This is a genomic window from Rhodoferax ferrireducens T118, from assembly GCF_000013605.1.
Lineage (GTDB): Bacteria > Pseudomonadota > Gammaproteobacteria > Burkholderiales > Burkholderiaceae_C > Rhodoferax > Rhodoferax ferrireducens.
The window spans coordinates 2,902,200-2,926,740 of sequence record NC_007908.1; the positions used below are offsets into that span (position 1 = coordinate 2,902,200).

The following is a 24,541-nucleotide window of genomic DNA, read 5'->3' on the forward strand; positions in this document are numbered from 1 at the left end:
TAGTTAACAGCACCGGCTCACCCGGCCCACATCCGGATGCGCCAACTGAATCGGTCCATCTGTTAAAAGACTAAATATCCATTTTTTTTCGAATGACCAAGCTGATGCTCAATTCACCTCACCCTGTCGCGACCGAACCTGTCACCAACCCACCCCCGGTGATCCGCTGGCTTGAAGCGGGCCAGGAGTGTTCCGCACGCTGGCGGTCAGAACGTGGCGCACCACCGCCCAAGCGGGTTGTTCTGGCCGATGACACCACAACCGCCGATGTCGCCTACCGACTGGCCTGCGAAGGCACGGCCCTGCTCTGGCGTGGCGACTTCCACAACGCACGACAATTGCTGCAGGCGCTGGCGCGACGCGCCGACCAGGTTCCAACACGCAAGCGCAAAAAAGCCGCCGAGGAAGTACCGGTGGTGGACGCCTTTCACCGCCACCGCCTGGCCCAGTCGCAGCGAGCCCGCATGCTGGGCATGCTGCTGATCCCGTTCAATGCCGACTACAGCATTCCCTTGCGCCGGGCCCCGGACGTCACGATGGCGTGCACCGAGGCCTGGGGTCCGCCCGATGCGACGGCAGGCGCTTGCGTGGCGTCCCTGCGTGAACTGTCCGGCATCACCAGCGCACACGAGTGGCGCAGAAAAGGCGTTGAAATTGCAGCGCTGGGCGAGCCCCCCCACAACCGTATTCATCCGCACTACGGCGTGTTCTCCCCGGTGCGGGGTGAATACATCCATCTGGTCGCCACGGCGCACTTGCCCAAACCCCCGACCGGGCAGACCACGCTGACGGCCTTCGATATCGGCACCGGCACCGGTGTGCTGTCAGCCGTGCTGGCGCGGCGCGGCGTCAACAGAATCGTGGCCACCGATCAAGATCCGCGCGCGCTGGCCTGCGCGCGGGACAATATTGCGCGCTTGAACGTAGAAGACAAAGTTCAACTGGTCCAGACTGATCTGTTTCCCGAGGGTCAAGCCTCGCTCGTGGTGTGCAACCCGCCCTGGCTGCCAGCACGGCCCAGCTCGCCGATTGAACGCGCGGTGTATGACGAGGGTGGGCGCATGCTGGCAGGATTTCTGAAGGGTTTGACCGCGCACCTGGCACCCAAAGGTGAAGGCTGGCTGATCCTGTCCAACCTGGCCGAACACCTGGGTCTGCGCACGCGCGCGGAACTGCTGGAGGCTTTCGAGCACAACGGCTTGCGGGTGGTGAGCCGCATCGACGCCAAACCGCAACATCCCAAGGCGACGGATGCCAGTGATCCGCTGGCAAATGCGAGGTCGCGTGAAGTGACCTCACTCTGGCGCTTGGCGACCCTTTAGCCATCACATGAAGGAACCCTGGGTCAACATGCTCGACGCCGGCGCCAGTCCCTTCTTCAAGCAGATGCCCCCGAAATTGCTTTTGATCGAAGAGGCTGAGCCAAAAACTATAATTGCTGCATAGATTCAGGCTCACCCTGCTGGTTCACGTCCATGACATATTGCATTTTGTGGGCAGGCAAACCATACTGTGCGGGCACACCTTGAGTAGCAGACGACATGACCAACAGTAAACACAGTGGATTTCCAGAACTCATCCACAACGAAGCGGATCAGGCCACGCGGCCCATGCCGCTGCATGAACTACCGCGGCAATTCCAGATTGACCACGAGATGGCAGTCATCCGCAAACATCACGCGCGCATCGCCAGCGCCATCGACATGTTTTGGGGTCACAGGGATTGCGTCGAATACCTGCGTCAACTGATCCTCAGTGGCGGTGACGGCGTCGGCCAGACAAGAGTTGGATTCAAGCACGAGGTCCTGGCAGCCTTCCTGCACCTCATCAGGCTGCACGACACGCCGGAAATTTGACCCATTGTCCGGTCAAGGCACCCCTGTCACTTCTCAAACAGGCCCGCTGATGGAACGGCTTCGAATCGACAAATGGCTGTGGGCCGCCCGTTTCTACAAAACGCGCAGCCTGGCCAGCGACGAAATTGACAAAGGCCGGGTCCTCATCAACGGTGTGGCGGTCAAGCCCGCGCGCGAAGTGAAAGCCGGCGACACGGTGCAACTGCGCAGCGGCGCCATCACCCGCAGCGTGGTGGTGCAAGGCGTGAGCGACAAGCGGGGCCCGGCACCGGTCGCGGCGCTGCTATTCCAGGAAACCGCCGATTCCATCGCCAGCCGCGCGGCCACTGCCGAGCAACGCCGCCTGGCGCCTGAACCGGCCCTGAGCCTGACGCAAGGCCGACCGACCAAGCGCGACCGCCGCGACACCGAAAAAGCACGCAGCGGCCAAGTCCACGAATGGGACCAGCGCTGGAGCGCGTCTATCGACACCTGAACCTGCCAAGCAGGATCAACACACGCAAGGCGTTGACAGCAGCCTCAGGCGACGCGTGTGATCGTGGCTGGCTTGAAGCCCAGATCGGCCACCTTGCCTTTGCGCCCGCGCAGCGCCCGGGCGTTGTTGAGGCTGCGGATTTCCAGCGTTTCATCACGCGGCTTGCCGCCTCGGCCCAAACCTTCAATCTTGACACTGCGGGTATAGGCGCAAGCACCGGCCAGCCTGTCCTTGTCTTCCAGATCAATCAGCATCAGCCCGCGCCCGCCGGTGGCCATGGTCTTGAGCTGGCTGATCTCGAAGGTCAAAATGCGCCCACCCGCCGAGGCACAGGCCACATGCGTGGCGGCCGGCCAGGGCGTTGCTCCAGAGCCCCCCGCCACCGGCGACGGCCGGCACAAAATTTCACCTGCATTGCAAGTGACAAAGGCTTTGCCCGCTTTCAGGCGCGATGTCATGTTTTCCACCGAAGCCAGAAAACCGTAGCCGCCCGAGCTGCTGAGCAGCAGCGTCGCCGGGGCCGGGCCGGCAAAGTAGTACAGCAGCTGGGTGCCCGCCTCGAGTTCCAGCAGGCTGGTCATCGGCTGGCCATCACCGCGGGCGCCTGGCAACAAGGCCACCGCCACTGAATAGACCCGCCCGTTGCTGCCAAAGGCCAGCAGCGTGTCCACCGTGCGGCACTCGAAGGTGTCGTAGAGCGCGTCGCCGGCCTTGAAGCTGTATTCCGCAGGCAGCACACCGTTGGCAGCACGCTCGCTGGCCCAGCCCTTTTGGGCACGCACCCAGCCTTTTTGACTCACCACCACGGTCACGGGCTCATCGACCACCTTGACTTCGAGCACCGCTTTTTTCTCGGCCTGGATCAATGTCCGGCGCGGGTCGGCAAAGGTTTTGGCATCCGCCTCGATCTCCTTGATCATCAGGCGGCGCAACGCACTCGGGCTGCCCAGAATTTCCTCCAGCTTCTGCTGTTCGCCACGCAATCCGGCCAACTCCTGCTCAATCTTGATGGCCTCCAGGCGGGCCAATTGGCGCAAGCGGATTTCCAGAATATCTTCGGCCTGCCGATCCGACAGATGGAACCTGGCAATCAGCGCCGCCTTGGGCTCGTCGGCCTGGCGAATGATGGCAATCACTTCGTCAATGTTGAGCAGCACCAGCGCGCGCCCTTCCAGAATGTGAATGCGATCGAGCACCTTGCCCAAGCGATGCTGTGAGCGCCGCTCGATGGTTTTCTGGCGGAATGCTATCCACTCGGTGAGCATCTGGCGCAAGGACTTTTGCGTTGGACGGCCGTCGAGCCCAATCATGGTGAGATTGATCGGCGATGAAGTCTCCAGGCTGGTGTGCGCCAGCAGCGTGGTGATCAACTCCTGCTGGCTGATGCGACTGGTCTTGGGCTCGCACACCAGACGCACGGCGGCGTCTTTGCTGGATTCGTCGCGCACCCCGTCGAGCACCGACAGCAGCGTCGCCTTGAGCTGGTTTTGCTCCAGCGAGAGCGCTTTTTTGCCAGCCTTGACTTTGGGGTTGCTCAGCTCTTCAATCTCTTCCAGCACCCGTTGCGTGCTGACCCCCGGCGGCAACTCGGTCAGCACCAGACGCCACTGGCCGCGCGCCAGGTCTTCAATCTTCCAGCGCGCCCGGCATTTGAGTGAACCCCGCCCGCTGCGATAAGCCTCGGCGATGTCCTCGGCACTGCTGATGATCTGGCCACCGCCGGGGTAGTCCGGGCCGGGAATCAAGGCAAACAAATCCGACTCGCTGAGCTGGGGCGACTTGATCAGCGCGATGCAGGCATCGGCCACCTCGCGCAGGTTGTGGCTCGGGATTTCGGTGGCCAGCCCGACCGCAATGCCGCTGGCGCCATTGAGCAGATTGAACGGCAAGCGCGCGGGCAACTGGCTCGGCTCTTGCGTCGAGCCGTCGTAGTTGGGCATGAAGTCAACCGTGCCCTCGTCGATCTCATCGAGCAGCAGGCCGGTGATTTTGGCCAGCCGCGCCTCGGTGTAACGCATGGCCGCGGCGCCGTCGCCGTCACGCGAGCCAAAGTTGCCGTGCCCATCAATCAGCGGGTAGCGCTGTGAAAAGTCCTGCGCCATGCGCACCGCAGCGTCATACACCGATGAGTCCCCATGCGGGTGAAAGCGCCCCAGCACGTCACCGACTATGCGAGCAGATTTGACCGGCTTGGCCCCAGTATTACCGTTGGGACCGCCAAAGCCCAGCCCCATGCGCGACATGGAATACAAAATGCGCCGCTGCACCGGTTTCTGGCCGTCGCAGACATCGGGCAAGGCGCGGCCCTTGACCACGCTCAGGGCGTATTCAAGATAAGCACGCTGCGCGTAGGTGGCCAGATTCAGGGCGTCATCGTCGGCGCCAGCGCCCGCATCAGGGCCAGCGGGAAAATCCAGGGTGGTTTGATCACTCATGACAACAATTCAGTCTCGGTTGGGAGGGCTCGGTTGAGCTTGCCATCGCTATATAAAAAGTAGCTAATCAGGCAGGCAGGACGGGGGCTAGAGCCCTAAAAGTCTTAGATATCAATCTCCACCGCATCGCCGTGCAATTCCATCAACTCACGTCGGGCAGCGGCCTCACCCTTGCCCATCAGTTGGGTGAACAGGCCTTGCGTTTGCAAAAAGTCGATGCTGCCCAGGTGCACCGGCAACAAGCGCCGGGTATCGGGGTTGAGGGTGGTGTCCCACAGCTGCTCGGCATTCATTTCCCCCAGGCCCTTGAAGCGGCTGATGCTCCAGGCGCCTTCGCGCACGCCTTCCTTGCGCAGTTTGTCCAGAATGGCAGTCAGTTCGCCCTCATCGAGCGCGTAGGCCTTGGAGGCTTGCTTCTTGCCACGCGCGGGCGCATCGACACGAAATAAAGGCGGCCGGGCCACAAAAATACGGCCGGTCTCGATCAGCTTCGGGAAATGCTTGAAAAAAAGCGTCAGCAGCAACACCTGGATGTGTGAACCGTCCACATCGGCATCCGACAAGATGCAGACCTTGCCGTAGCGCAGCCCGCTCAGGTCGGGCGTGTCATTGGGGCCATGCGGATCGATGCCAATCGCCACCGAAATATCGTGGATTTCATTATTGGCAAACAGGCGGTCGCGCTCCACTTCCCAGGTGTTGAGCACCTTGCCACGCAGCGGCAAAATCGCCTGACTCTCTTTGTCGCGCCCCATCTTGGCGCTGCCGCCGGCCGAGTCGCCCTCGACCAGAAACACCTCGTTGTAGGCCAGGTCGCGGCTTTCGCAATCGGTCAGCTTGCCCGGCAGCACGGCCACACCCGAGCCCTTGCGTTTCTCGACCTTCTGACCGGCTTTCTGACGCGTCTGCGCCGCCTTGATCGCCAGCTCCGCCAGCTTCTTGCCGTACTCCACATGCTGGTTCAGCCACAGCTCCAGCGCCGGGCGCACATAGTTTGAGACCAGCCGCACCGCGTCGCGCGAGTTCAGCCGCTCCTTGATCTGGCCCTGAAACTGCGGGTCCAGCACCTTGGCCGACAACACGTAGCTGGCGCGGGCGAACACGTCTTCGGGCATCAACTTCACACCTTTGGGTAAGAGCGAATGCAGCTCGATAAAGCTCTTGACCGCCGTGAACAGACCGTCGCGCAAGCCCGCCTCGTGCGTGCCGCCAGCCGTGGTGGGGATCAGGTTGACATAGCTTTCACGCACCAAAGGGCCGTCCTCGGTGAAGGCGACGCACCAGGAGGCGCCCTCGCCTTCGGCAAAATTGTCATGCTGGGCGTCGGCAAACCCATCACCCTCGAACACCGGGATCACCAGCTCGCCGGCCAGGGTTTGCATCAGGTAGTCCAGCAGACCGCCCTTGAACAGCCAGTTTTGCGTCTCTTTGGTTTTCTCGTTGACCAGCGTCACGGTGACGCCCGGCATCAGCACCGCCTTGCTGCGCAGCAGATGCACCAGTTGCGCCATCGGCAGCGCCAGTGTTTCAAAATATTTGGCGTCCGGCCAGACCCGCACCGTGGTGCCGGACTTGCGCTCACCGGGTGCGGGTTCCCGCACTCTCAAAGGCTCAATCACGTCACCGCCGGCAAACACCAGACTGGCGACCTTGCCCTCCCGGTAAGTGGTGGCCTCCAGCCGCGTCGCCAGCGCGTTGGTGACGCTCACCCCCACGCCATGCAAGCCGCCCGAGAAGCTGTAGGCGCCGCCCTTGCCCTTGTCAAACTTGCCACCGGCGTGCAGTTGTGTGAACACCAGCTCGATCACCGGGGCGTTTTCCGTCGGGTGCAGGCCAAACGGAATACCGCGGCCGTCGTCCTCGATGCTGACCGAGCCGTCAAGGTGCAGTACCACCCTGATCTTCTTGCCATGCCCGGCCAGCGCCTCGTCAGCGGCGTTGTCGAGCGCCTCCTGGATCACATGCAGCGGCGTGTCGGTGGTGGTGTACATGCCCGGGCGCTGCTTGACGGGCTCCAGCCCTTTCAGCACACGGATCGAGGCTTCAGAGTATTCGTTGGTGGGTTTGAGTGCCATAGGGGCCGAATTGTAATCGGCTGTATGAAAGCACAGCTTTTGACGCTGACAGTCCCAGCCTGAACCCAGTCGCGGCTACAGACCCAGGGTGGTGGCCGGAAATCCGGGCGTGCTGTCACGGATTTTTTCATCCAGCAGCTGGCGCAGCAACACGCTGCGCTCGGGATCGAAGCCCCAGACGCCAACACTGCGCAGCGGATCGAGCCGCTGCATGAACCAGGACCGGCTCCAGATCGCGCTCGGGCAATCGGCATCTGCCGCATCCCGGCAGACGCGGCAATCGATGATGTGGCCCCAGGTCTGGCGCCAGGCCACGAAACGCGGCTGCTGGCGCACCACCTCATCAAAACGCGTCGCCAGCAGCGTCATGTGTCGCCCCGCCCTGGACCAGGCCTGCAAGGATTCGACCACCGGGCGCTCGCGCAAGGGCCAGTCCTCAAACGTGGCATCGCTCAAGACAATCTCTGGCCAGCCCTCACGCGCGGCACAGGCCAGTGCATCACGCACACCTTGCGCGAAGGCGATGCGACCGGAAAAACGGCCGCTGGGCAAGGGTTCAGGCGTCTCAGCGTTCATGCAACCACCCCGCTTCCCGCCAATCCTGCAACAAACACCGGGCCTCAAGACTGACACGGCCCAGGTCTTGCGCACTGAGATAGCGCTGGTCAGCCAAGCGCCGCATCAGGGTCGCATCGCGCCCACCGGAGCGAAAGCTCTCGCCATTGATGAAAATGTGTTTGGCATCAAACATCATCTTGGTGCGCCGATCCAGCTGGATTTGCCCGCCCTGCCCGGCCAACGCCTGATCCGCCGGATGCGTGACCGGCTCGGTGGCATCGAACCACACATTGGCCTTGGGCTCGGTCATATATTCCCCCAGGGCGCGCCCCAACGCGGCCGGGTCTTTGAGTGCGTCCTGCAAGGCGTCACGCGCAAATTCGACCAATTGCGCCGGGATTTCTCCCGGTTGCGTCACCGCCGCTTGCTTGGGGTCACGGTACACCGACACACCGACCGCGTCTTCTGCATCTTCTGCCAGGCGCTGCAACAGCTCGCGCGCCAGTTCAGCCCGGCTCGGTGACCTGAAACCAATCGAATACGTCATGCATTCGCCCATGGCAATGCCGTCATGGGCATGCAACAGCGGCAGGTACAGCATGTCGCCGGGCTCCAGCACAAACTCTTCTTCCGGCTCAAAGTGGGCCAGAATTTTCAAGGGCACGTCCGGCTGCAGGGTGCGGTCGGGCTGGCGCCCGATGCGCCAGCGCCGGCGCCCCTGTGCCTGCAGCAGAAACACGTCGTAGCTGTCGAAGTGTGGTCCCACGCCGCCGCCATCGGTGGCGTAGCTGATCATCAAGTCATCCAGCCGGGCGTCCGGCACAAAGCGAAATTGGTTCATCAGCGCATGCACGGCGTCATGCTGCAAATCGACCCCCTGCACCAGCACCGTCCAGCCCGGGCGGCTCAAAGCTGGCAAGGTACGGCGCGCAAAAGGCCCGAGCTTGAGTTGCCAGCCGGGCGTCTGGCCGGGCTGCTGCACCACCAGGCGGGCTTGAGAGTCCTCGTGCCCGGCCAGATCAAACAGCGCCGCCCGGTCCAGCAAGGGCTTGAAGTCGGGAATAGCCTGGCGGATCAGCAAGGGCTTTTTTTGCCAATGCCGTTTCATGAATAATTGCGGGCTTAAACCACCCAGCAAAGACAAGGGCTTCGAGATATCCATTTGTTTCTCCGGTCACTTCTGGGTTCAACCACTGACACATTTCAAACTGCGACAATTCTCCTATGGAAATCAATCAACAATGCGTGGTCGCGCTGACCTGGACCTTAAAAGACACACTGGGTGAAGAACTTGACGTGCTGACCGAGCCGGTCGAGTTTCTGGTCGGGGGCGACGATCTGTTTCAAATCATCGAAGACGCGCTGCAAGGCCATGCAGCGGGCGCCCGGCTGGAGCTGCAAATCGAACCCGAGCAGGGCTTTGGCGACTTCAACGACCAACTGGTGTTTCTGGAATCGCGCCAACTGTTCCCGCCTGAGCTGGAAGAAGGCATGACTTTCGAGGGCACTTCACTGCCCGCTGGCTGCAACCCGGACGCACCCCAGGACGCCTGGTACACCGTGACCGAAATCTACCCGGAGCATGTGGTGCTGGATGGCAACCACCCCTTGGCCGGCATCGCCTTGCGCTTGAGCCTGAAGGTCGAAGCGGTGCGGGAAGCGACTGAAGAGGAAATTGGCCGCGGATCGGCCGGTACCGGCTTTTTCAGGATTCAGGCCGTGCATGCCAACGTCTTGGGCAATGACACGCTGCATTGAAGTTTGCTTCAAATTAAATAGCTGACTACGCAGTGGCATCAAGGGCTAGAAGCCTAAAACACTGATAACGTCCAGCCACTGGAGCCAGCCTCACCCCTTGCCGGTGGAGCCGTAGCCGCCCTCCCCGCGCGCACTGGCCGGGAATTCGCTCACCACATTGAACTGTGCCTGCAGCACCGGCACGATCACCAGTTGCGCAATGCGCTCCATCGGCTCGATCGTGAACGCCACGTCGCTGCGGTTCCAGGCGCTCACCATCAGTTGACCCTGGTAGTCGCTGTCGATCAGACCGACCAGATTGCCCAGCACGATGCCATGCTTGTGGCCCAGGCCGGAGCGCGGCAGGATCATGGCGGCAAACTTCGGATCTTTCAGATAAATGGCGATGCCGGTCGGCACCAACTGCCAGGCATTGGGCAGCAGCGTGAGCGGCGCATCCAGGCAGGCGCGCAAATCCAGTCCGGCGCTGCCCGGCGTGGCGTAAGCGGGCAACTGATCCGCCATGCGGGGGTCGATAATTTTGACGTCAATTTTTATCATTCTGGCCTCTAGCCCTCGTCTTTATTGATATATGCGCTATTAATTTGCGAGCAAGATTGATTTTTGACTCGCGCGCCAGTTCTTGCACCCCCGACGCCTGCACCAGCAGCAAGGCGTTGTCATCTTGCCCAAAGGTCGCCGGGCCGATGTTGCCCACCAGCAGCGGCACGCCTTTGCGCAAGCGCTTGGCCTGGGCGTTGGCCAGCAAATCCTGGCTCTCAGCCGCAAAGCCGACGCAAAACAAGTCACCCGATTGCGCCCGGAGCGACTGCGCCAGGGTGGCCAGAATGTCCGGGTTTTCCACAAAGCTCAGGGTTGGCACCACGCCTGAGCCGTCCTTTTTGATTTTTTGCTCGGCAGCCAATGCGGGTCGCCAGTCGGCCACTGCCGCTGTCGCTACAAAAATAGTAGCTTTCTGCGCATAATCCACGGCGGCGGCCAGCATATTTTGTGCTGACGTCACATTGACCCGATGGACGCCGCGCGGCGTTGGCAGGTGCACCGGCCCGGCCACCAGCGTGACAGCCGCCCCGGCTTCATGGGCGGCACGGGCAATGGCAAATCCCATTTTCCCGCTGGACAAATTGGTGATGCCCCGCACCGGATCAATCGCCTCGTAAGTCGGCCCGGCGGTCACCAGCACCTGCTGGCCCAACAGCAATTTGGGCTGGAAGAAGGAAATGACATCTTCCAGCAACTCGTGCGGCTCCAGCATGCGGCCGTCGCCCGTTTCGCCACAGGCTTGATCACCGCAGCCGACGTCAAACACAGTGGCCCCGTCCGCCTTCAACTGCACCACGTTGCGTTGGGTCGCGGGATGGGCCCACATCTCGCGGTTCATGGCCGGCGCCAGCAGCAGCGGCACCTGATCAAGCGGGCGCGCCAGGCACATCAGGCTGAGCAGATCGTCGGCCTGACCATGTAACAGTTTGGCCATGAAATCAGCGCTGCAGGGCGCAATCAAAATGGCATCGGCCTCGCGGCTGAGGTTGATGTGCGCCATGTTATTGGGCGCGCGTGAATCCCACTGCGAGTCATAGACCGGGCGCTGGCTCAGCGCCTGCATCGTCACCGGGGTGATGAACTGCTGCGCCGCCGCCGTCATCACCACCTGCACGGTGGCGCCTTCCTTGATCAAGGCGCGGCACAACTCGGCCGCCTTGTAGCAGGCAATGCCGCCCGTGAGCCCCAAAACGATGTGTTTTCCAGCAAGATCATTCATGCGCCGCAATGTAACAGAGCCTCAAGTTGGTTGCGTCGCGTGCTCTCAAGCCTCAACCCGACATCTATAATCTGCCTTTCCCACCTCCCCGAGCTATCAAGCTCCCTCTGACATGACCAAATTTGTCTTCGTCACCGGCGGTGTGGTGTCTTCCCTGGGTAAGGGAATCGCCTCAGCCTCCTTAGCCGCGATCCTGGAGTCGCGAGGCCTCAAAGTCACTTTAATCAAGCTCGATCCCTACCTCAATGTTGATCCCGGCACGATGTCGCCGTTTCAGCATGGCGAGGTTTTTGTCACCAACGACGGCGCAGAAACCGATCTTGATTTGGGCCACTACGAGCGCTTTGTGGAAACCCGCATGCGCAAGGCCAACAATTTCACCACCGGCCAGATCTACAAAAGTGTGCTGGAAAAAGAACGCCGCGGCGACTATCTGGGCAAGACAGTGCAGGTGATTCCCCACGTCACCAATGAAATCCAGGATTTCGTCAAACGGGGTGCCGGCTGGGGAACCCCCGACGCGGTGGATGTCGCCATTGTCGAAATCGGCGGCACCGTGGGCGACATTGAATCGCTGCCGTTTCTGGAAGCAGTGCGCCAGATGAGCCTGAAGCTGGGGCCCAACAACAGCGCCTTTGTGCACTTGAGCTACGTTCCCTGGATCGCAGCAGCCGGCGAACTCAAAACCAAGCCGACGCAGCACACGGCCAAGCAGCTGCGTGAAATCGGCATCCAGGCCGATGCCCTGTTGTGCCGGGCCGACCGGCCGATCCCCAAAGAAGAACGGGAAAAAATCTCCCTCTTTTCCAACGTGCCGGACTGGGCTGTGATCTCGATGTGGGACGTGGACACCATCTACAAAGTGCCGCGCATGCTGCACGAACAGGGCCTGGACGGGCTGATTTGCGACAAACTGCGCCTGAGCACGCCCCCCGCCAACTTGAAACGCTGGGACGACCTGGTGTATGAAACCGCGCACCCGCAAGGCGACGTCAACATCGTCATGGTCGGCAAGTATGTGGAGCTCAGTGACAGCTACAAATCGCTTAATGAAGCGATTCGCCACGCCGGCATGAAAAACCATGTGCGCGTCAAGATCGACTACATCGACTCGGAGACCATCACCCCCGACAACGTGACCCAACTTGCGAAGTTTGATGCGATTCTGGTGCCGGGCGGCTTTGGTATCCGCGGCGTGGAGGGCAAAATTTGCGCCGCCCGTTTTGCACGTGAAAACAAGGTGCCGTATCTGGGCATTTGTCTCGGCATGCAGGTCGCCACGATCGAATTCGCGCGCCACGTGGCCGGCTTGAAAGACGCCAACAGCACCGAGTTTGACCCCAGCAGCCCCAACCCGGTGATCGCCCTGATCACCGAATGGAAGGATGCAGACGGCAGCATCAAGACCCGGGATGAAAACTCGGACCTGGGCGGCACCATGCGCCTGGGCGCCCAAAGTTCTGACGTGGTCAAAGGCACGCTGGCCCACAAAATCTATGGCGACGTGGTGACCGAGCGCCATCGCCACCGCTATGAGGCCAATGTGCATTTTCTGGACACGCTGCGCAAAGCGGGCCTGGTGATTTCCGCTTTCACCCAGCGCGAGCATTTGACGGAAATTGTGGAACTGCCGCAGAGCGTGCACCCCTGGTTCATGGGCGTGCAGTTTCACCCCGAGTTCAACTCGACACCGTGGGCCGGACACCCGCTGTTCATTGCCTTCATCAAGGCGGCGCTGGACCATCAGGCCGCAGGCAAAGCACTGAAAGCGGTGGCCTGATATGAAGCTGTGTGGCTTTGAGGTGGGCCTGAACCAGCCCCTGTTCCTGATCGCTGGCCCCTGTGTCATTGAATCCGAACAACTGCAGATGGACACTGCGGGCACGTTGAAGGAAATCACGGCCTCGCTGGGTATTGCATTCATCTTCAAGAGCAGTTTTGACAAGGCCAACCGCTCCAGCGGCAGTACCTTTCGCGGCCCCGGTATCGAGCGCGGGCTGGAAATTCTGGCCAAGGTCAAGCGCGAACTCGGCGTACCCATCCTGACCGACATTCATTCAGAAGACCAGATCGCCCAAGTCGCCTCGGTGGTGGACGTGTTGCAGACACCCGCATTTTTGTGCCGGCAAACCGACTTCATTCGCGCCGTGGCGCAGTCGGGTTTGCCGGTGAACATCAAAAAAGGCCAATTTCTGGCGCCGGGTGACATGAAAAACGTGATCGACAAGGCACGTGCGGCAGCGCGCGAAAAGGGTTTGAACGAAGACAACTTCATGGCCTGCGAACGCGGCGTCAGCTTTGGTTACAACAACCTGGTGAGCGACATGCGTTCGCTGGCCATCATGCGTGACACAGGCGCGCCGGTGGTGTTCGATGCCACCCACTCGGTGCAATTGCCAGGCGGCCAGGGCACCAGCAGCGGCGGTCAGCGCGAAATGGTGCCGGTGCTGGCCCGTGCCGCCGTGGCCGTGGGTGTGGCCGGACTGTTCATGGAAACGCATCCCGACCCGTCCAAGGCATTGAGTGATGGCCCCAATGCAGTGCCACTCAAACACATGCGCGCCCTGTTGGAGACCTTGGTGGCACTCGATGCGGTGACCAAGAAAAATGGTTTTCTTGAAAACAGTTTTGCTGCCTGAGTGCGCCACAAGACAGTCAAGCTAAAGTTTTGGTTTTAATATTCCTTTTATTTAATGAAAGAATTCAATGAGTGCAATTGTTGACATCGTCGGGCGTGAAATTCTGGATTCGCGCGGCAACCCCACCGTGGAATGTGATGTGTTGCTCGAATCCGGCACCATGGGCCGCGCCGCCGTGCCGTCGGGTGCCTCCACCGGCAGCCGTGAAGCGATTGAACTGCGCGACGGCGACAAGACCCGTTACCTGGGCAAAGGCGTGCTCAAGGCGGTGGAACACATCAACACTGAAATCTCCGAAGCCGTGCTCGGGCTGGATGCCTCCGAGCAAGCTTTTCTGGACAAAACCCTGATTGACCTGGACGGCACCGACAACAAGTCACGTCTGGGTGCCAACGCGATGCTGGCGGTCTCCATGGCGGTGGCGCGTGCCGCCGCTGAAGAGTCTGGCCTGCCGCTGTACCGCTATTTTGGCGGCATGGGCGCAGTGCAGATGCCGGTGCCCATGATGAACGTGGTCAACGGTGGCGCGCATGCCAACAACAGCCTGGACATTCAGGAGTTCATGATCATCCCGCTGGGCGCCCCCAGTTTTCGTGAGGCCCTGCGTTACGGTGCCGAGGTGTTTCATGCGCTCAAGAAGATCATCCATGACAAGGGCATGAGCACCGCCGTGGGTGACGAAGGCGGCTTCACTCCCAGCGTGGCCAGCCACGAAGAGGCGATTCAGTTGATTCTGCAGGCTATCGATTCAGCCGGCTACACCGCTGGCGAACAGATCGCCATCGGCCTGGACTGCGCTGCCAGCGAGTTCTACAAGGACGGCAAATACCAGCTTGGGGCTGAAGGCCTGAGCTTGAACGCGCAGGAATGGACCGACATGCTGGCCACCTGGGTCGACAAATACCCCATCATCAGCATCGAAGACGGCATGGCCGAAAACGACTGGGACGGCTGGAAGATTTTGACCGACCGTTTGGGCCAACAAGTGCAAATCGTGGGTGACGACTTGTTTGTCACCAACACCAAAATTTTCAAGGAAGGCATCGACAAGGGCATTGCCAACTCGATCCTGATCAAGATCAACCAGATCGGCACCTTGACCGAGACCTTCGCCTGCATCGAGATGGCCAAGCGCGCGGGCTACACCGCCGTCATCAGCCATCGCTCGGGCGAGACCGAAGACTCCACCATTGCCGACATTGCGGTGGGCACCAACGCCGGTCAGATCAAGACCGGCAGCCTGAGCCGTTCCGACCGCATGGCCAAGTACAACCAGTTGCTGCGCATTGAAGAAGACTTGGGGGAGATTGCGTTCTACCCAGGGCGTGCGGCTTTTTACAACCTGCGCTAGTGCGCTAGCCGGATCATGGGCCATCGCGTTGTCCCGGCCGCCCTGATCGCACTGCTCGTGATTCTTCACGCGCAGCTGTGGTTGGGCCGCGGCAGCCTGCCCAGCGTGGCCCATTTGACGCAACAGCTCAGTTCACAAAAAGAGCTGAACCAGCAGGCACAGCTTGCCAACGACCGACTCGCCGCCGAGGTGCGGGACCTGCAGGAAGGCCTGGAAATGGTCGAAGAAAAAGCCCGCATGGAGCTCGGCATGGTCAAGCCCAATGAGATCTACGTGCAGATCGCAAACCCTTTGGCGCCCCGAAACGCACGCTGAACCCCAAAAACCGCCTTTACTGCACCGTCTCGCTCGAAGGCGGCAGATCGCCGGGCACCCTGAATAGCCGGGCCACATCAATCGGGTCAAACCGGTAGTGCGCGCCACAGAAATCACATCCGACCTCAATTTCACCCCGTTCGCTGATGATGCTTTGCGCCTCGTCAGCACCCAGCCCCAGGATCATGCGGCTGACACGTTCCCGACTGCAGGTGCAGGAAAAATGCGGCGCGCTGTCCCCCGCCAAAGGCGCGAAGCGCAACAGCTTCTCTTCCCAGAACAGACGCCGCAGAATGGTGTCTGCATCCAGCGTCAACAGCTCTTCGCGCTTGAGGGTCGCCGCCAGCAGGGCGATGCGCTTGTAGTGCTCGTTGCCGCCGATTTCATCTTCAGGGGCCAGACTCACCCGACTGCCAGCCAGATTGCCCACGCCTTCAAGCGGCAGGCGTTGAATCAACAGCCCGGTGGCGACTTTGTCGTCCGCCGCCAGCACCAGCGTGGTGTCGAGCTGTTCACTTTGCAGCATGTAGTGTTCCAGCACGTCGCTGAGCTTTTCCAGTTTCTCCCGTGCATCACCCACCAAGGGCACCACCCCTTGGTAGGGTTGTTGACCCGGAAAACGGGTTTGAGGGTCCAGTGTGATGGCGCATTTGCCCTGGTTGTTGACGTTGATCATCTGGCTCAGGCTGGCCTCAAGCGGCACATCGCCGGTGACCGTGGCCGTGGCACGCAAACCAAAATCAGCTTGCACCTCGACCACCGCCAGTTTGACCGGGCCGTCGCCAAGCACCTGCAAGATGAGTGAACCATTGAACTTGATGTTGGACTGCATCAAGGTGGCCGCGGCCACCATCTCGCCCAGCATGTTTTGTACCGGCAGCGGGTAGCTGCCCGTTGCACTGTTGGCAGCGCGGCGCCGCAAAATCTCAGTCCAGGCGCCGTCCAGGCGCACCAGCACACCACGCACCGGCAGACCCTCAAATAAAAATTTATGAATTTCAGACACGCAATTCTTCCCGATCCATTTCAAGTTATTTCGACCACTGAAGGGTCCGCACAGGCCCTTCAGCTTGTGCTCAACCCGTTTTTTTCAACCCAAGCCGAAAACGACGCGCATTGGCCACGTAATGCTGCGCACTCAGGCGCAAACCTTCCAGCTCTTCGCTCCCGAGTTGGCGCACCACCTTGGCCGGGCGGCCCAGAATCATGCTGCCATCGGGAAACTCTTTGCCTTCGGTCACCAGCGCGCCCGCCCCCACCAGGCAGCCTTTGCCAATTTTTGCCCCGTTGAGCACCACCGCGCCCATACCAATCATGGAGTCATCGCCCACGGTGCAACCATGCAGCGTCACCTGGTGCCCCACGGTCACGCCCTCGCCTACCGTCAGGGGTTTGCCCACATCGGCATGCAAAACGCTCGCGTCCTGAATATTGCTGCCCCGGCCAATGCGAATGCTTGCCGTATCGCCGCGGATCACCACGCCAAACCAGATGCCGACGTCATCGGCCAAATCCACGTCACCGATGACATGGGCACTGTCAGCAACCCAGGCCGAGTCTGCAATGCGGGGGGCAACACCGTCGAGTTCGTAAATAGCCATCGTTCATCCTGTTGTTCAATTGACCGGGAATTGTAGGGATGCCGCATCCTTACGCGGACTAGCCGCGCGGATGGTGCTGGGCATGCAACACTTTGAGCCGTTCGCGCGCCACATGGGTATAAATGGTCGTGGTTGAGATATCCACGTGCCCGAGCAGCATCTGCACGGCACGCAAATCGACCCCATGGTTGAGCAAATGCGTGGCAAAAGCATGGCGCAAGGTGTGTGGTGACAGGGGCGCCGTGATGCCCGCACTGAGCGCATACTTTTTCACAATCATCCAGAACATGACACGGCTCATGGCCGTGCCGGGCGTGGCGCCGCGGTGCGTCACAAACAGGTCTTCGGTCTGCTTGCCCGCCAGCAACTCCGGGCGGGCCTGCGCCAGATAACGCTTGATCCAGAGACTGGCCACCTCGCCAAACGGCACCAGCCGCTCCTTGTTGCCTTTGCCAAAAACACGCAACACATTGTCCGACAAGCTGACATTGAAGACCTTGAGCGTCACCAGTTCACTCACGCGCAGCCCGCTGGCATACATCAGCTCCAGCATGGTGCGGTCACGCACGCCCAGCGGCGTCTGCTCATCGGGCGCTGCCAGCAGCGCTTCAACCTGGAACTCGCTCAAAGTCTTGGGCACGCGCAGCGCCTGCTTGGCGGCCTGCAATTTCAGCGTCGGGTCGGCGCTGATCAGGTGCTCGCGCAGCGCCCAGCGGAAATAACGCTTGAACACCGTCAGCCGCCGATTGGCGGTGCTGGCCTTGGTGGCACTGTGTTGCGCCGCAAAGTAACCATTCAGATCATGTTCAAGCGTAGCCGGCAACGCCTTGTGCTGCGGCTGCAGCCACGCGCCATACAGCGTCAGATCACGCCGGTAGGCCGCCAGCGTGTTCTTTGACAAGCCTTCCTCCAGCCACAGCGCATCAATGAAGGCGTCGATGGAGGCGTCGCCCAGCGGTGTCAAAGCTGTGTCTTGCATGATGAGTGGGTGCGTCAAGTACTGGTTGGAGTGAAAACTCAAGGCGCATGGTAACTGCCGCCCTGTTCAAAACTGGCGCCTCCTGCGACGAGCCGAGCTGCGGGGCGACTGTATTTGACTGTTATTCTCCACGCGTGAATTACGCCCAACTTCTATTTCCTGACTTTTCCCTGATTCTGTGCGGCTATCTGGTGTGCCGCTACACCGCGCTCAACCGCACCGTGTGGGCGCAGGTTGAAACCCTGGTGTATTTTTTCTTCTTTCCGGTGCTGCTGTTTCACTCGATCATCAAGAGCCCGCTCAACATCGGTTCTGCCACCAGCTTCATTGGCGCGGGCTGGGCCTTGGGGCTGGCCGGCATCGCGCTGGCCTATTCAGTGCCCTATTGGCCGGGGCTGGGGCGCCATATCCCGGCGCGCCAGCATGTCGCCAGCGCCCAGGTGGCTTTTCGCTTCAATTCATTCATCGGCCTGGCGCTGGCCGACCGGCTGGCCGGGGCGCAGGGCTTGCTGTTGATCGCCTTGCTGATTGGCGTGTCGGTGCCACTGATGAATGTGGGCGCCGTGTGGCCGATGGTGCGCCATGCCGAACGCGGGCTGCTGGGCGAACTGCTACGCAACCCGCTCATCATCGGCACGGCGTTGGGGCTGGCGGGTAATTTGCTGGGTCTGTCGCTGCCGGTCTGGCTGGAGCCCACGGTCAGCCGCATCGGTGCGGCGTCCCTGGCACTGGGCTTGATGGCAGCCGGTGCCGGAATGCAACTGAGCGCCCTCAACCGGGCCAAAGTCCTGGCACTGGCGGTGCTGACGATTCGGCATCTGTTGATGCCGCTGGTGGCCTGGGGCTTGGCACGTCTGTTCCAACTCGACCCGGTTCAAACCACCATCCTGCTGGCATTTTCTGCGCTGCCCACCGCATCGAGCTGCTACGTGCTGGCGGCCCGCATGGGCTACGACGGTGCCTATGTGGCAGGACTGGTGACCGTATCGACCGTGCTGGGCGTGCTCAGTTTGTCGTTTGCGCTGGGGGTGTTGCGGGCCTTATAGACGTTGCAGGCGTCTGCAATATGGACCGCTTGATGCCGCCCTCACCCCCCTATGAGATCACGGTTTGAGCATGACCTTCAGCACATTTTGCAGTCGGCGCGCCACGCCAGCCTCAAACTGACTGGCCAACACGACAGCCGTGTCCTGGCCCCAGGTTTGCGCTGGTGCCGGATCGTTGCGTTTGGTCAGCAGTTGCAATTGCAGCAGGCGCCGGGCGCTCAGGTGTTCAGCGGGGGTAGGCACCTCCGCGGCCATTTCAAGTCGCAGCAAGGCTGTGCTGGCGTCGCCTGCGGGTGCCTGCGCCAACGCCTTGGCCCAAGTGCCGCGGCCAGCAGCGGTGACACGGCTACCGAGTTCCTGGAGCGAGGGCATTTGTTCGGCAGAGCGCTGCTCCCACGCGGCAAGCAGTTGCGTCAAGGCTTCGCCGTGCGCCTGCGCAGCGAGTTTGCGCAAGGCCAGCTGGGCATGCTCCAGCGCGTCGCGCTGGGCCCGAAACGCCGTGTCGCCCAATCGGGGCGCTTCTTGCCAGGGGCCGGCGGCAAAAGGACGCGCATCACGTGCATCGCGACGTGGCGCCCGATCATCCGGACGACCGGCAAAACTGGCATCACGCGGGCCACGGCCGGCATCCCTGGCAGCATCGCGGCCACCTTCTTTGCGGTCGCCGAACTTGCCGCCACGCATCATGGGGGCAGGCTCGGTCTTTTTCATGCCCGGACGGTCATCACCACGCACCGCCACCACCGGACGGGGTGCCGCTTTGGGCGGCGCTGGCGGCTCCAGGGGCGCAGCCGGTTCAACCGACTCGATAGGGGTAGACGCCTCAGCCGACTCAGGCGTCACCTGCGCGGCCTGGCCAGACAGTGCCTCCGAGGGCTCATTTTCTGCTACTTTATTTATAGCTATTTGCGCAGTATCTACGGTGGCTAGAGCTTTATTTGATTCATTTTCTTCAGGCGTTGGCAGCGCGGCCTGCGCCGCCTTGGCCTGGGCCTGACCACGCAGGGCAGCCTCCAGCGCGCTCATGGCACTGCGAATCAGCTGCGCGTCACCGGCCGCATTGGCCGCTTCCAGCGCTTTGGCGGCATCGAGCACCACGCGGTCACGTTCCCCCAGCGCCGCGTCGGCCTTTTCACGCTCTGCCGTCTTGCGGTTAAAGGCTTCATCAATCGGCTTGCGAAAGGCGTCCCACAGTTTTTGTTCCTGGCGGCGCTCCAGCGGCACCACATGGGTCTCAGCCTGCCAGCGCTGCTGCAAGGCCTTGACGGCATCAATGCGCAGCACGGGTTCAGCCCCCAGCGCCCGTGCTTCATCAATCAGGGCGTGGCGCGTGGCCAGACTCTGCTTTTGCAGCGCCTCCAGCGGCGCCGCCGCCTTGTCGATGGCCGCCTTCCAGAGCGGCTGCAGTTCGGCAAACATCTTCTCGCCCACGTGGCCGCCTTCACGCCAACGGTCACCAAACTGGTGCAGCAGGCGGTTGAAGCCTTTCCAGTCGTTGTCCAGCGCCACCGGATTGGCAGCAGCCCAGGCATTAACCTCTTCAATCAGCGCCAGGCGCTGCGCCCGATGCTCGGCCGACTCGGCCTTGACTTTTTCCAGCCAGGCTTCGACCACTTTGTAGGCTTCGTTGCAGGCATCGTCAAAACGCTTCCACAAACCGTGGTTGGGCACACCCCCCTGGTCGGTCTGCTTCCACTGATCACGCAGCGTGCGTAGGCTCTCCTGCATCTTGCGCCCACCGATGGCCTGCCCTTCAGGGCGCTTGAGCAAACCTTCGGCCTTCGCTACCAGTTCCTCGCGCAGCTGGTCAGCACGCCAACGCTGCCAGCCCTCCAACTCACCCGCTGCCGCCAGCGCCGCATGGGCCTGGTTCTCAAGCTTGTCGTCGATGATTTTGCCGAATTCCTTGAGCGCATTGCGCAAGGCGCCAGCGGCACCGGCACTCGCTTTGCCATGTCCTTCGGCAACTTCTTGCTCCAATTTAAGTAGCGCCTCACGCACTATTGACAAGGCCTGCGCCTTGATTTCAGGATCAACTTTGGCTTTTTGTGGTTTGACCGCCACTTCCAGGGGTACGCCGCGCGCCACGCGCAGTTCGTCGGCCCACACCGGCACCGGCGGCAAGGCCGCTGCGGGGTCACTGGCGGCAGCCACGGCTTGCGTCAAAGCGCTCTTGAACGCATCCCACACTAGGAGCAGTTGCGCGCGCGAAGCATCCAGCAGCGGCGGAAACTTGGACTCGACACTGGGCCAGTTAGCGTCACCGGACAAGGCCACAGCCTGCGCTTGCCAATGGTCCACATCAGCATGCAAGGCCTCAAGCACGGCCTGCGCGTCGCGCCACGGCTTGGTGGACAGGACCTCAATGCGCTGGGCCAGCAACACCGCCGCTTCGCGCTGCACCTGCACCCGATGCTGCAGGTCTTCAATGACCTTGACCCGGTCGCTAAGCTGTCCTTTGAGGGTCGCCAGCGGCTCCTTGCTCAATGGCGCGCCCGCTTTGGCGGCATCACGTTGCCAGGCCATGGCATCGGCAATGTTGAGTTTGGCCAAGTCCAGCAAGGCCTGCGCCTTGTCAGCCCATTCCTGCGCAATCGACTCCTGGCTCTTGCTGCGCTTGATCTCTTCAAGTTTTTCACGCAGCAGCTTGGCCGCGCCTTTGTCTTTACCACTGAGCTCCTTGAACACCGACTGCATGTGCTCTGCACTGGGCGCTGTCGCCAGCCAGTCACGGATGCGCGTCGTGCGCTCACCCGAGGTGTGGGCCGAAAAGGCCCCGCCGGTCATCGCGTCCAGCGGATGGGGCTCGTTTGTTTTGACTGAAGCTGGCGTCACTTCGGGAGCTTGGACAGTTTTGTTGAGGGCAGAAAAAGGAAACATGAATCGCACAAGCAAAGAATATAGGAGGATCCCCACCGGTTCCCGGAACGGGGCTGAACCGCTATTTTCGCCGCTATTTCCCGGCTGCAGCAAAAAGTCTGGCAATCAGTCACAAATTGCGAAAAATCAAGCTTTTCATCGACCAAAGCATTACCGTGCCACAAGACTCGATTTCAGCTTTCAAGCACTTTATAAGTTAAAATTTGAATAAAGACTCAATTTTATATTGTTGACTCGATATATAAAGTGCACCTAGAATCCGCCGTCCCCGCATCAATGCAGGGATAACCCGAACCCGCTGCCGAACCCGGCATAGTCAAATCTCTGCACAACACCCATGAAACACATCGCAGGATATTGATAGCGTACCAACCTAAACGAGGTGCCCACGGTGCTGAACTGCCTGCAGTGCAAACCCCAAGCCCCCGCGAACGAAGGAAAAGCTATGACAGCGTCTGAAAAATTCACCTTGGGCCTACGGTCTTTTGCTACCGTCATCACCAAAGGCGTTTTTGAAATCACCCACAGCAGTTTTGCCCTCATTGGGCTGGCTGTTATCTTTGGCATCATCACCTTGACCGCGCGCCCCGAATTGCGCCAGCTCGGAGAAGTCAAATTGTTTAGCTGGCTGCAAACGCGCCAGATCGTGGAGACTGGCTTCGAGAGCCAACTTGATGCGATTGATCGCGCCACAGCGAGCAACCCGCAAGACTTGCCCAAGCAACAAGCCGCGGTTGCTTTTTGGCTCAGTAAAAAATACCGCGTGGCCCCGGAGCCCCTGAGTGCCCTGGTGGCTGAGGCCTACAAGATCAGCCAGCACAGCAATCTCGATCCCACGCTGATCCTGGCCGTCATGGCGGTTGAATCCGGCTTTAACCCCTTTGCCCAAAGCCCGGTGGGCGCGCAAGGCCTGATGCAGGTCATGACCCATGTCCACAAAGACAAGTACGAGAACTTTGGTGGCCAGTTTGCCGCCTTTGATCCTCTGACCAACCTGCGCGTCGGGGTCAAGGTGCTGCAAGAATGCATCCAGCGTGCCGGCTCCATGGAAGGTGGTCTGCGTTATTACGTGGGAGCTGCCAATATAGAAGATGATGGCGGCTACGCCGGCAAGGTCATGGCCGAGCACACGCGTCTGCAAATGGTGGCAAAAGGCCGCACCGTGCCAATTTTCCGACCCCAGGTCGCGCCTGCACCAGCACCGCGCGCGGCTGAGAACGAGACAGTGGCCGCTGTGTTCAATTCCTGATACACGTGGCTGGCTTGACCAGATGATGCGTCACGTCAGTTAAACTCGGGTGGCACGCGACTGGCGATAGGCTCTCAACCCGGCAAGGGCGTGAGACGCTGAAGTGGGAACACCACGGGGGAGCGTGCCGCATTGCCAATGTGGCAACTGTGTTTAGCCGTTCGCCTGGGCAGCCCTGGGATCAAATGCATGACCCCCAGGCCCGTCGTCTTCAAGGACTGCCATGTACAACCGTAACATCCTCATCGAACAAACCGACCCCGAAATTTTTGCCGCTATTGCAGCGGAAAACGCCCGCCAGGAACAGCACATCGAGCTGATCGCCAGCGAAAACTACGCCTCACCCGCCGTCATGGCCGCGCAGGGCACGCAACTGACTAATAAGTATGCTGAAGGCTACCCCGGCAAACGCTACTACGGCGGTTGCGAGTTTGTGGACATTGCCGAGCAACTGGCCATTGACCGCGTCAAGCAAATCTTTGGCGCCGATGCCGCCAACGTGCAACCCCATTGCGGCGCGTCCGCCAACGAGGCGGTGTTTCTGGCCTTTTTGAAACCCGGCGATACCATCATGGGCATGAGCCTGGCTGAAGGCGGCCACCTGACGCACGGCATGGCACTGAACATGAGTGGCAAGTGGTTCAACGTCGTCAGCTACGGCCTGAACGACAAGGAAGAGATTGACTACGACGCCATGGAGCGAAAAGCCCATGAGTCCAAACCCAAACTGATCATCGCCGGTGCCTCCGCCTACAGCCTGCGCATCGACTTTGCTCGCTTTGCCAAGGTCGCCAAAGACGTGGGCGCCATCTTTATGGTGGACATGGCGCACTACGCCGGCCTGATTGCCGCCGGCATCTACCCCAACCCCGTGCCACACGCTGACGTGGTGACCAGCACCACCCACAAAAGCCTGCGCGGCCCGCGAGGCGGCATCATTTTGATGAAAGCGCAGCACGAGAAAGCCATCAACAGCGCCATCTTCCCCGGCCTGCAAGGTGGCCCGCTGATGCATGTGATTGCGGCCAAGGCGGTGGCGTTCAAAGAAGCGCTACAGCCCGAGTTCAAGGTCTATCAGCAACAAGTGTTGACCAACGCCCGCGTCGTGGCTGAAACGCTGGTGTCGCGCGGCCTGCGCATTGTGAGTGGCCGCACTGAAAGCCACGTCATGCTGGTCGATCTGCGCTCCAAAAGCATCACTGGCAAAGAAGCTGAAGCGGTACTGGGCAGCGCCCACATGACCATCAACAAAAATGCCATCCCCAATGACCCTGAAAAACCCATGGTCACCAGCGGCGTGCGCATCGGTACCCCGGCCATGACGACCCGCGGCTTCAAGGACGAAGAAGCCCGCATTACTGCAAATTTGATAGCAGATGTACTAGATAATCCGAGGGATAGCGCCAATATTGATGCAGTACGCGCCAAGGTCAACGCACTAACCAAACGCTTCCCTGTTTATGGATAATTGCGGGACAGACCGCAGTTACACACAGTGAACAAGCTCTGTCCCCAACACTTCATGGATGTCCAGATTGCGGGACAGACCGCAGTTACACGCA

At 60.8% G+C, this 24,541-nt stretch carries 21 protein-coding genes and 1 riboswitch; of the genes, 11 read left to right on the forward strand and 10 right to left on the reverse strand.

The annotated features are described in order from the left end of the window. Positions 1-104: 104 nt before the first annotated feature. The 3 genes from RFER_RS13325 (at position 105) to RFER_RS13335 (ending at position 2,331) form a co-directional block, all read left to right on the forward strand. Entirely contained in the window at positions 105-1,322 is a 1,218-nt protein-coding gene (locus tag RFER_RS13325) for a methyltransferase (protein ID WP_049765749.1), read from the forward strand. A 219-nt stretch (positions 1,323-1,541) separates the two neighbouring features. After that, positions 1,542-1,856: a hypothetical protein gene (locus tag RFER_RS13330; RefSeq protein WP_041790712.1), complete on the forward strand. Its 315-nt coding sequence runs from the start codon at positions 1,542-1,544 to the stop codon at positions 1,854-1,856. Between the two features lie 49 nt (positions 1,857-1,905). Continuing rightward, positions 1,906-2,331, forward strand: coding sequence for an RNA-binding S4 domain-containing protein (locus tag RFER_RS13335; RefSeq protein ID WP_011464924.1), 426 nt, complete (start codon positions 1,906-1,908; stop codon positions 2,329-2,331). A 44-nt stretch (positions 2,332-2,375) separates the two neighbouring features. Here the strand turns inward: RFER_RS13335 and parC are convergent, their stop codons facing one another. The 4 genes from parC to RFER_RS13355 all read right to left on the reverse strand — a co-directional run bounded on the left by parC (position 2,376) and on the right by RFER_RS13355 (position 8,561). After that, positions 2,376-4,766: a DNA topoisomerase IV subunit A gene (parC, locus tag RFER_RS13340; RefSeq protein WP_011464925.1), complete on the reverse strand. Its 2,391-nt coding sequence runs from the start codon at positions 4,764-4,766 to the stop codon at positions 2,376-2,378. A 104-nt stretch (positions 4,767-4,870) separates the two neighbouring features. Beyond that, positions 4,871-6,841 carry a DNA topoisomerase IV subunit B gene (locus tag RFER_RS13345; protein ID WP_011464926.1) on the reverse strand — a complete coding sequence of 657 codons (1,971 nt, stop codon included), beginning with the start codon at positions 6,839-6,841 and terminating at the stop codon, positions 4,871-4,873. A 75-nt stretch (positions 6,842-6,916) separates the two neighbouring features. Continuing rightward, entirely contained in the window at positions 6,917-7,417 is a 501-nt protein-coding gene (locus RFER_RS13350) for a hypothetical protein (protein ID WP_011464927.1), read from the reverse strand. After that, positions 7,407-8,561, reverse strand: coding sequence for a cupin domain-containing protein (locus RFER_RS13355; protein ID WP_011464928.1), 1,155 nt, complete (start codon positions 8,559-8,561; stop codon positions 7,407-7,409). The genes RFER_RS13350 and RFER_RS13355 overlap by 11 nt, the downstream gene beginning before the upstream one ends. A 62-nt stretch (positions 8,562-8,623) precedes the next feature. Here RFER_RS13355 and RFER_RS13360 point away from each other — a divergent pair, with 62 nt between their 5' ends. Continuing rightward, positions 8,624-9,157 carry an FKBP-type peptidyl-prolyl cis-trans isomerase gene (locus tag RFER_RS13360; protein ID WP_011464929.1) on the forward strand — a complete coding sequence of 178 codons (534 nt, stop codon included), beginning with the start codon at positions 8,624-8,626 and terminating at the stop codon, positions 9,155-9,157. A 90-nt stretch (positions 9,158-9,247) separates the two neighbouring features. On the opposite strand, the gene dut is transcribed toward RFER_RS13360, so the two are convergent. Then, positions 9,248-9,694: a dUTP diphosphatase gene (dut, locus tag RFER_RS13365; RefSeq protein WP_041792263.1), complete on the reverse strand. Its 447-nt coding sequence runs from the start codon at positions 9,692-9,694 to the stop codon at positions 9,248-9,250. After that, the gene (gene coaBC, locus RFER_RS13370) at positions 9,684-10,919 is read right to left on the reverse strand and encodes a bifunctional phosphopantothenoylcysteine decarboxylase/phosphopantothenate--cysteine ligase CoaBC (RefSeq protein WP_011464931.1); all 1,236 of its coding nucleotides are present in this window, start codon (positions 10,917-10,919) and stop codon (positions 9,684-9,686) included. Before coaBC ends, dut begins: the two co-directional genes overlap by 11 nt. A gap of 112 nt (positions 10,920-11,031) precedes the next feature. On the opposite strand from coaBC, the gene RFER_RS13375 reads away from it, so the two are divergent. The 4 genes from RFER_RS13375 (at position 11,032) to RFER_RS13390 (ending at position 15,224) form a co-directional block, all read left to right on the forward strand. Next, a complete protein-coding gene (locus RFER_RS13375; protein WP_011464932.1) occupies positions 11,032-12,699 on the forward strand; it encodes a CTP synthase in 1,668 nt (555 codons plus the stop codon). A 1-nt stretch (position 12,700) separates the two neighbouring features. Next, positions 12,701-13,558, forward strand: a complete 858-nt coding sequence (gene kdsA / locus RFER_RS13380) for a 3-deoxy-8-phosphooctulonate synthase (protein ID WP_011464933.1) — start codon at positions 12,701-12,703, stop codon at positions 13,556-13,558. Positions 13,559-13,625: 67 nt separating this feature from the next. Continuing rightward, a complete protein-coding gene (gene eno, locus RFER_RS13385; protein WP_011464934.1) occupies positions 13,626-14,909 on the forward strand; it encodes a phosphopyruvate hydratase in 1,284 nt (427 codons plus the stop codon). A gap of 15 nt (positions 14,910-14,924) precedes the next feature. After that, positions 14,925-15,224: a septum formation initiator family protein gene (locus tag RFER_RS13390; RefSeq protein ID WP_011464935.1), complete on the forward strand. Its 300-nt coding sequence runs from the start codon at positions 14,925-14,927 to the stop codon at positions 15,222-15,224. Positions 15,225-15,240: 16 nt separating this feature from the next. Here RFER_RS13390 and RFER_RS13395 read toward each other — a convergent pair whose 3' ends face one another. From RFER_RS13395 to xerD, 3 genes are all read right to left on the reverse strand, one after another. Next, entirely contained in the window at positions 15,241-16,230 is a 990-nt protein-coding gene (locus RFER_RS13395; RefSeq protein ID WP_011464936.1) for an Hsp33 family molecular chaperone HslO, read from the reverse strand. Between the two features lie 70 nt (positions 16,231-16,300). Further along, positions 16,301-16,825: a gamma carbonic anhydrase family protein gene (locus tag RFER_RS13400; RefSeq protein ID WP_011464937.1), complete on the reverse strand. Its 525-nt coding sequence runs from the start codon at positions 16,823-16,825 to the stop codon at positions 16,301-16,303. Positions 16,826-16,883: 58 nt separating this feature from the next. Beyond that, entirely contained in the window at positions 16,884-17,804 is a 921-nt protein-coding gene (gene xerD / locus RFER_RS13405) for a site-specific tyrosine recombinase XerD (RefSeq protein ID WP_011464938.1), read from the reverse strand. Positions 17,805-17,938: 134 nt separating this feature from the next. Between xerD and RFER_RS13410 the strand changes: the two genes are divergently transcribed. Next, entirely contained in the window at positions 17,939-18,850 is a 912-nt protein-coding gene (locus RFER_RS13410; RefSeq protein WP_041790716.1) for an AEC family transporter, read from the forward strand. 57 nt (positions 18,851-18,907) lie between these two features. Here RFER_RS13410 and RFER_RS13415 read toward each other — a convergent pair whose 3' ends face one another. After that, on the reverse strand, positions 18,908-21,730 hold the full coding sequence (locus tag RFER_RS13415) for a DUF349 domain-containing protein (protein WP_011464940.1): 2,823 nt from the start codon (positions 21,728-21,730) through the stop codon (positions 18,908-18,910). 445 nt (positions 21,731-22,175) lie between these two features. Between RFER_RS13415 and RFER_RS13420 the strand changes: the two genes are divergently transcribed. Together RFER_RS13420 and glyA are read left to right on the forward strand one after the other, a co-directional pair. Further along, on the forward strand, positions 22,176-22,979 hold the full coding sequence (locus RFER_RS13420; protein ID WP_011464941.1) for a lytic transglycosylase domain-containing protein: 804 nt from the start codon (positions 22,176-22,178) through the stop codon (positions 22,977-22,979). A gap of 46 nt (positions 22,980-23,025) precedes the next feature. Further along, positions 23,026-23,157: riboswitch (ZMP/ZTP riboswitch) on the forward strand. A gap of 45 nt (positions 23,158-23,202) precedes the next feature. Further along, the gene (gene glyA / locus RFER_RS13425; protein ID WP_011464942.1) at positions 23,203-24,447 is read left to right on the forward strand and encodes a serine hydroxymethyltransferase; all 1,245 of its coding nucleotides are present in this window, start codon (positions 23,203-23,205) and stop codon (positions 24,445-24,447) included. Positions 24,448-24,541 lie beyond the last annotated feature (94 nt).

Bases quoted from the DNA above. Each gene is read 5' to 3' on its own strand.
- RFER_RS13325 (WP_049765749.1), top strand. From the start codon at position 105: ATGCTCAATTCACCTCACCCTGTCGCGACCGAACCTGTCACCAACCCA.
- RFER_RS13330 (WP_041790712.1), top strand. From the start codon at position 1,542: ATGACCAACAGTAAACACAGTGGATTTCCAGAACTCATCCACAACGAA.
- RFER_RS13335 (WP_011464924.1), top strand. From the start codon at position 1,906: ATGGAACGGCTTCGAATCGACAAATGGCTGTGGGCCGCCCGTTTCTAC.
- parC (WP_011464925.1), bottom strand. From the start codon at position 4,766: ATGAGTGATCAAACCACCCTGGATTTTCCCGCTGGCCCTGATGCGGGC.
- RFER_RS13345 (WP_011464926.1), bottom strand. From the start codon at position 6,841: ATGGCACTCAAACCCACCAACGAATACTCTGAAGCCTCGATCCGTGTG.
- RFER_RS13350 (WP_011464927.1), bottom strand. From the start codon at position 7,417: ATGAACGCTGAGACGCCTGAACCCTTGCCCAGCGGCCGTTTTTCCGGT.
- RFER_RS13355 (WP_011464928.1), bottom strand. From the start codon at position 8,561: ATGGATATCTCGAAGCCCTTGTCTTTGCTGGGTGGTTTAAGCCCGCAA.
- RFER_RS13360 (WP_011464929.1), top strand. From the start codon at position 8,624: ATGGAAATCAATCAACAATGCGTGGTCGCGCTGACCTGGACCTTAAAA.
- coaBC (WP_011464931.1), bottom strand. From the start codon at position 10,919: ATGAATGATCTTGCTGGAAAACACATCGTTTTGGGGCTCACGGGCGGC.
- RFER_RS13375 (WP_011464932.1), top strand. From the start codon at position 11,032: ATGACCAAATTTGTCTTCGTCACCGGCGGTGTGGTGTCTTCCCTGGGT.
- kdsA (WP_011464933.1), top strand. From the start codon at position 12,701: ATGAAGCTGTGTGGCTTTGAGGTGGGCCTGAACCAGCCCCTGTTCCTG.
- eno (WP_011464934.1), top strand. From the start codon at position 13,626: ATGAGTGCAATTGTTGACATCGTCGGGCGTGAAATTCTGGATTCGCGC.
- RFER_RS13390 (WP_011464935.1), top strand. From the start codon at position 14,925: ATGGGCCATCGCGTTGTCCCGGCCGCCCTGATCGCACTGCTCGTGATT.
- RFER_RS13400 (WP_011464937.1), bottom strand. From the start codon at position 16,825: ATGGCTATTTACGAACTCGACGGTGTTGCCCCCCGCATTGCAGACTCG.
- xerD (WP_011464938.1), bottom strand. From the start codon at position 17,804: ATGCAAGACACAGCTTTGACACCGCTGGGCGACGCCTCCATCGACGCC.
- RFER_RS13415 (WP_011464940.1), bottom strand. From the start codon at position 21,730: ATGTTTCCTTTTTCTGCCCTCAACAAAACTGTCCAAGCTCCCGAAGTG.
- RFER_RS13420 (WP_011464941.1), top strand. From the start codon at position 22,176: ATGACAGCGTCTGAAAAATTCACCTTGGGCCTACGGTCTTTTGCTACC.
- glyA (WP_011464942.1), top strand. From the start codon at position 23,203: ATGTACAACCGTAACATCCTCATCGAACAAACCGACCCCGAAATTTTT.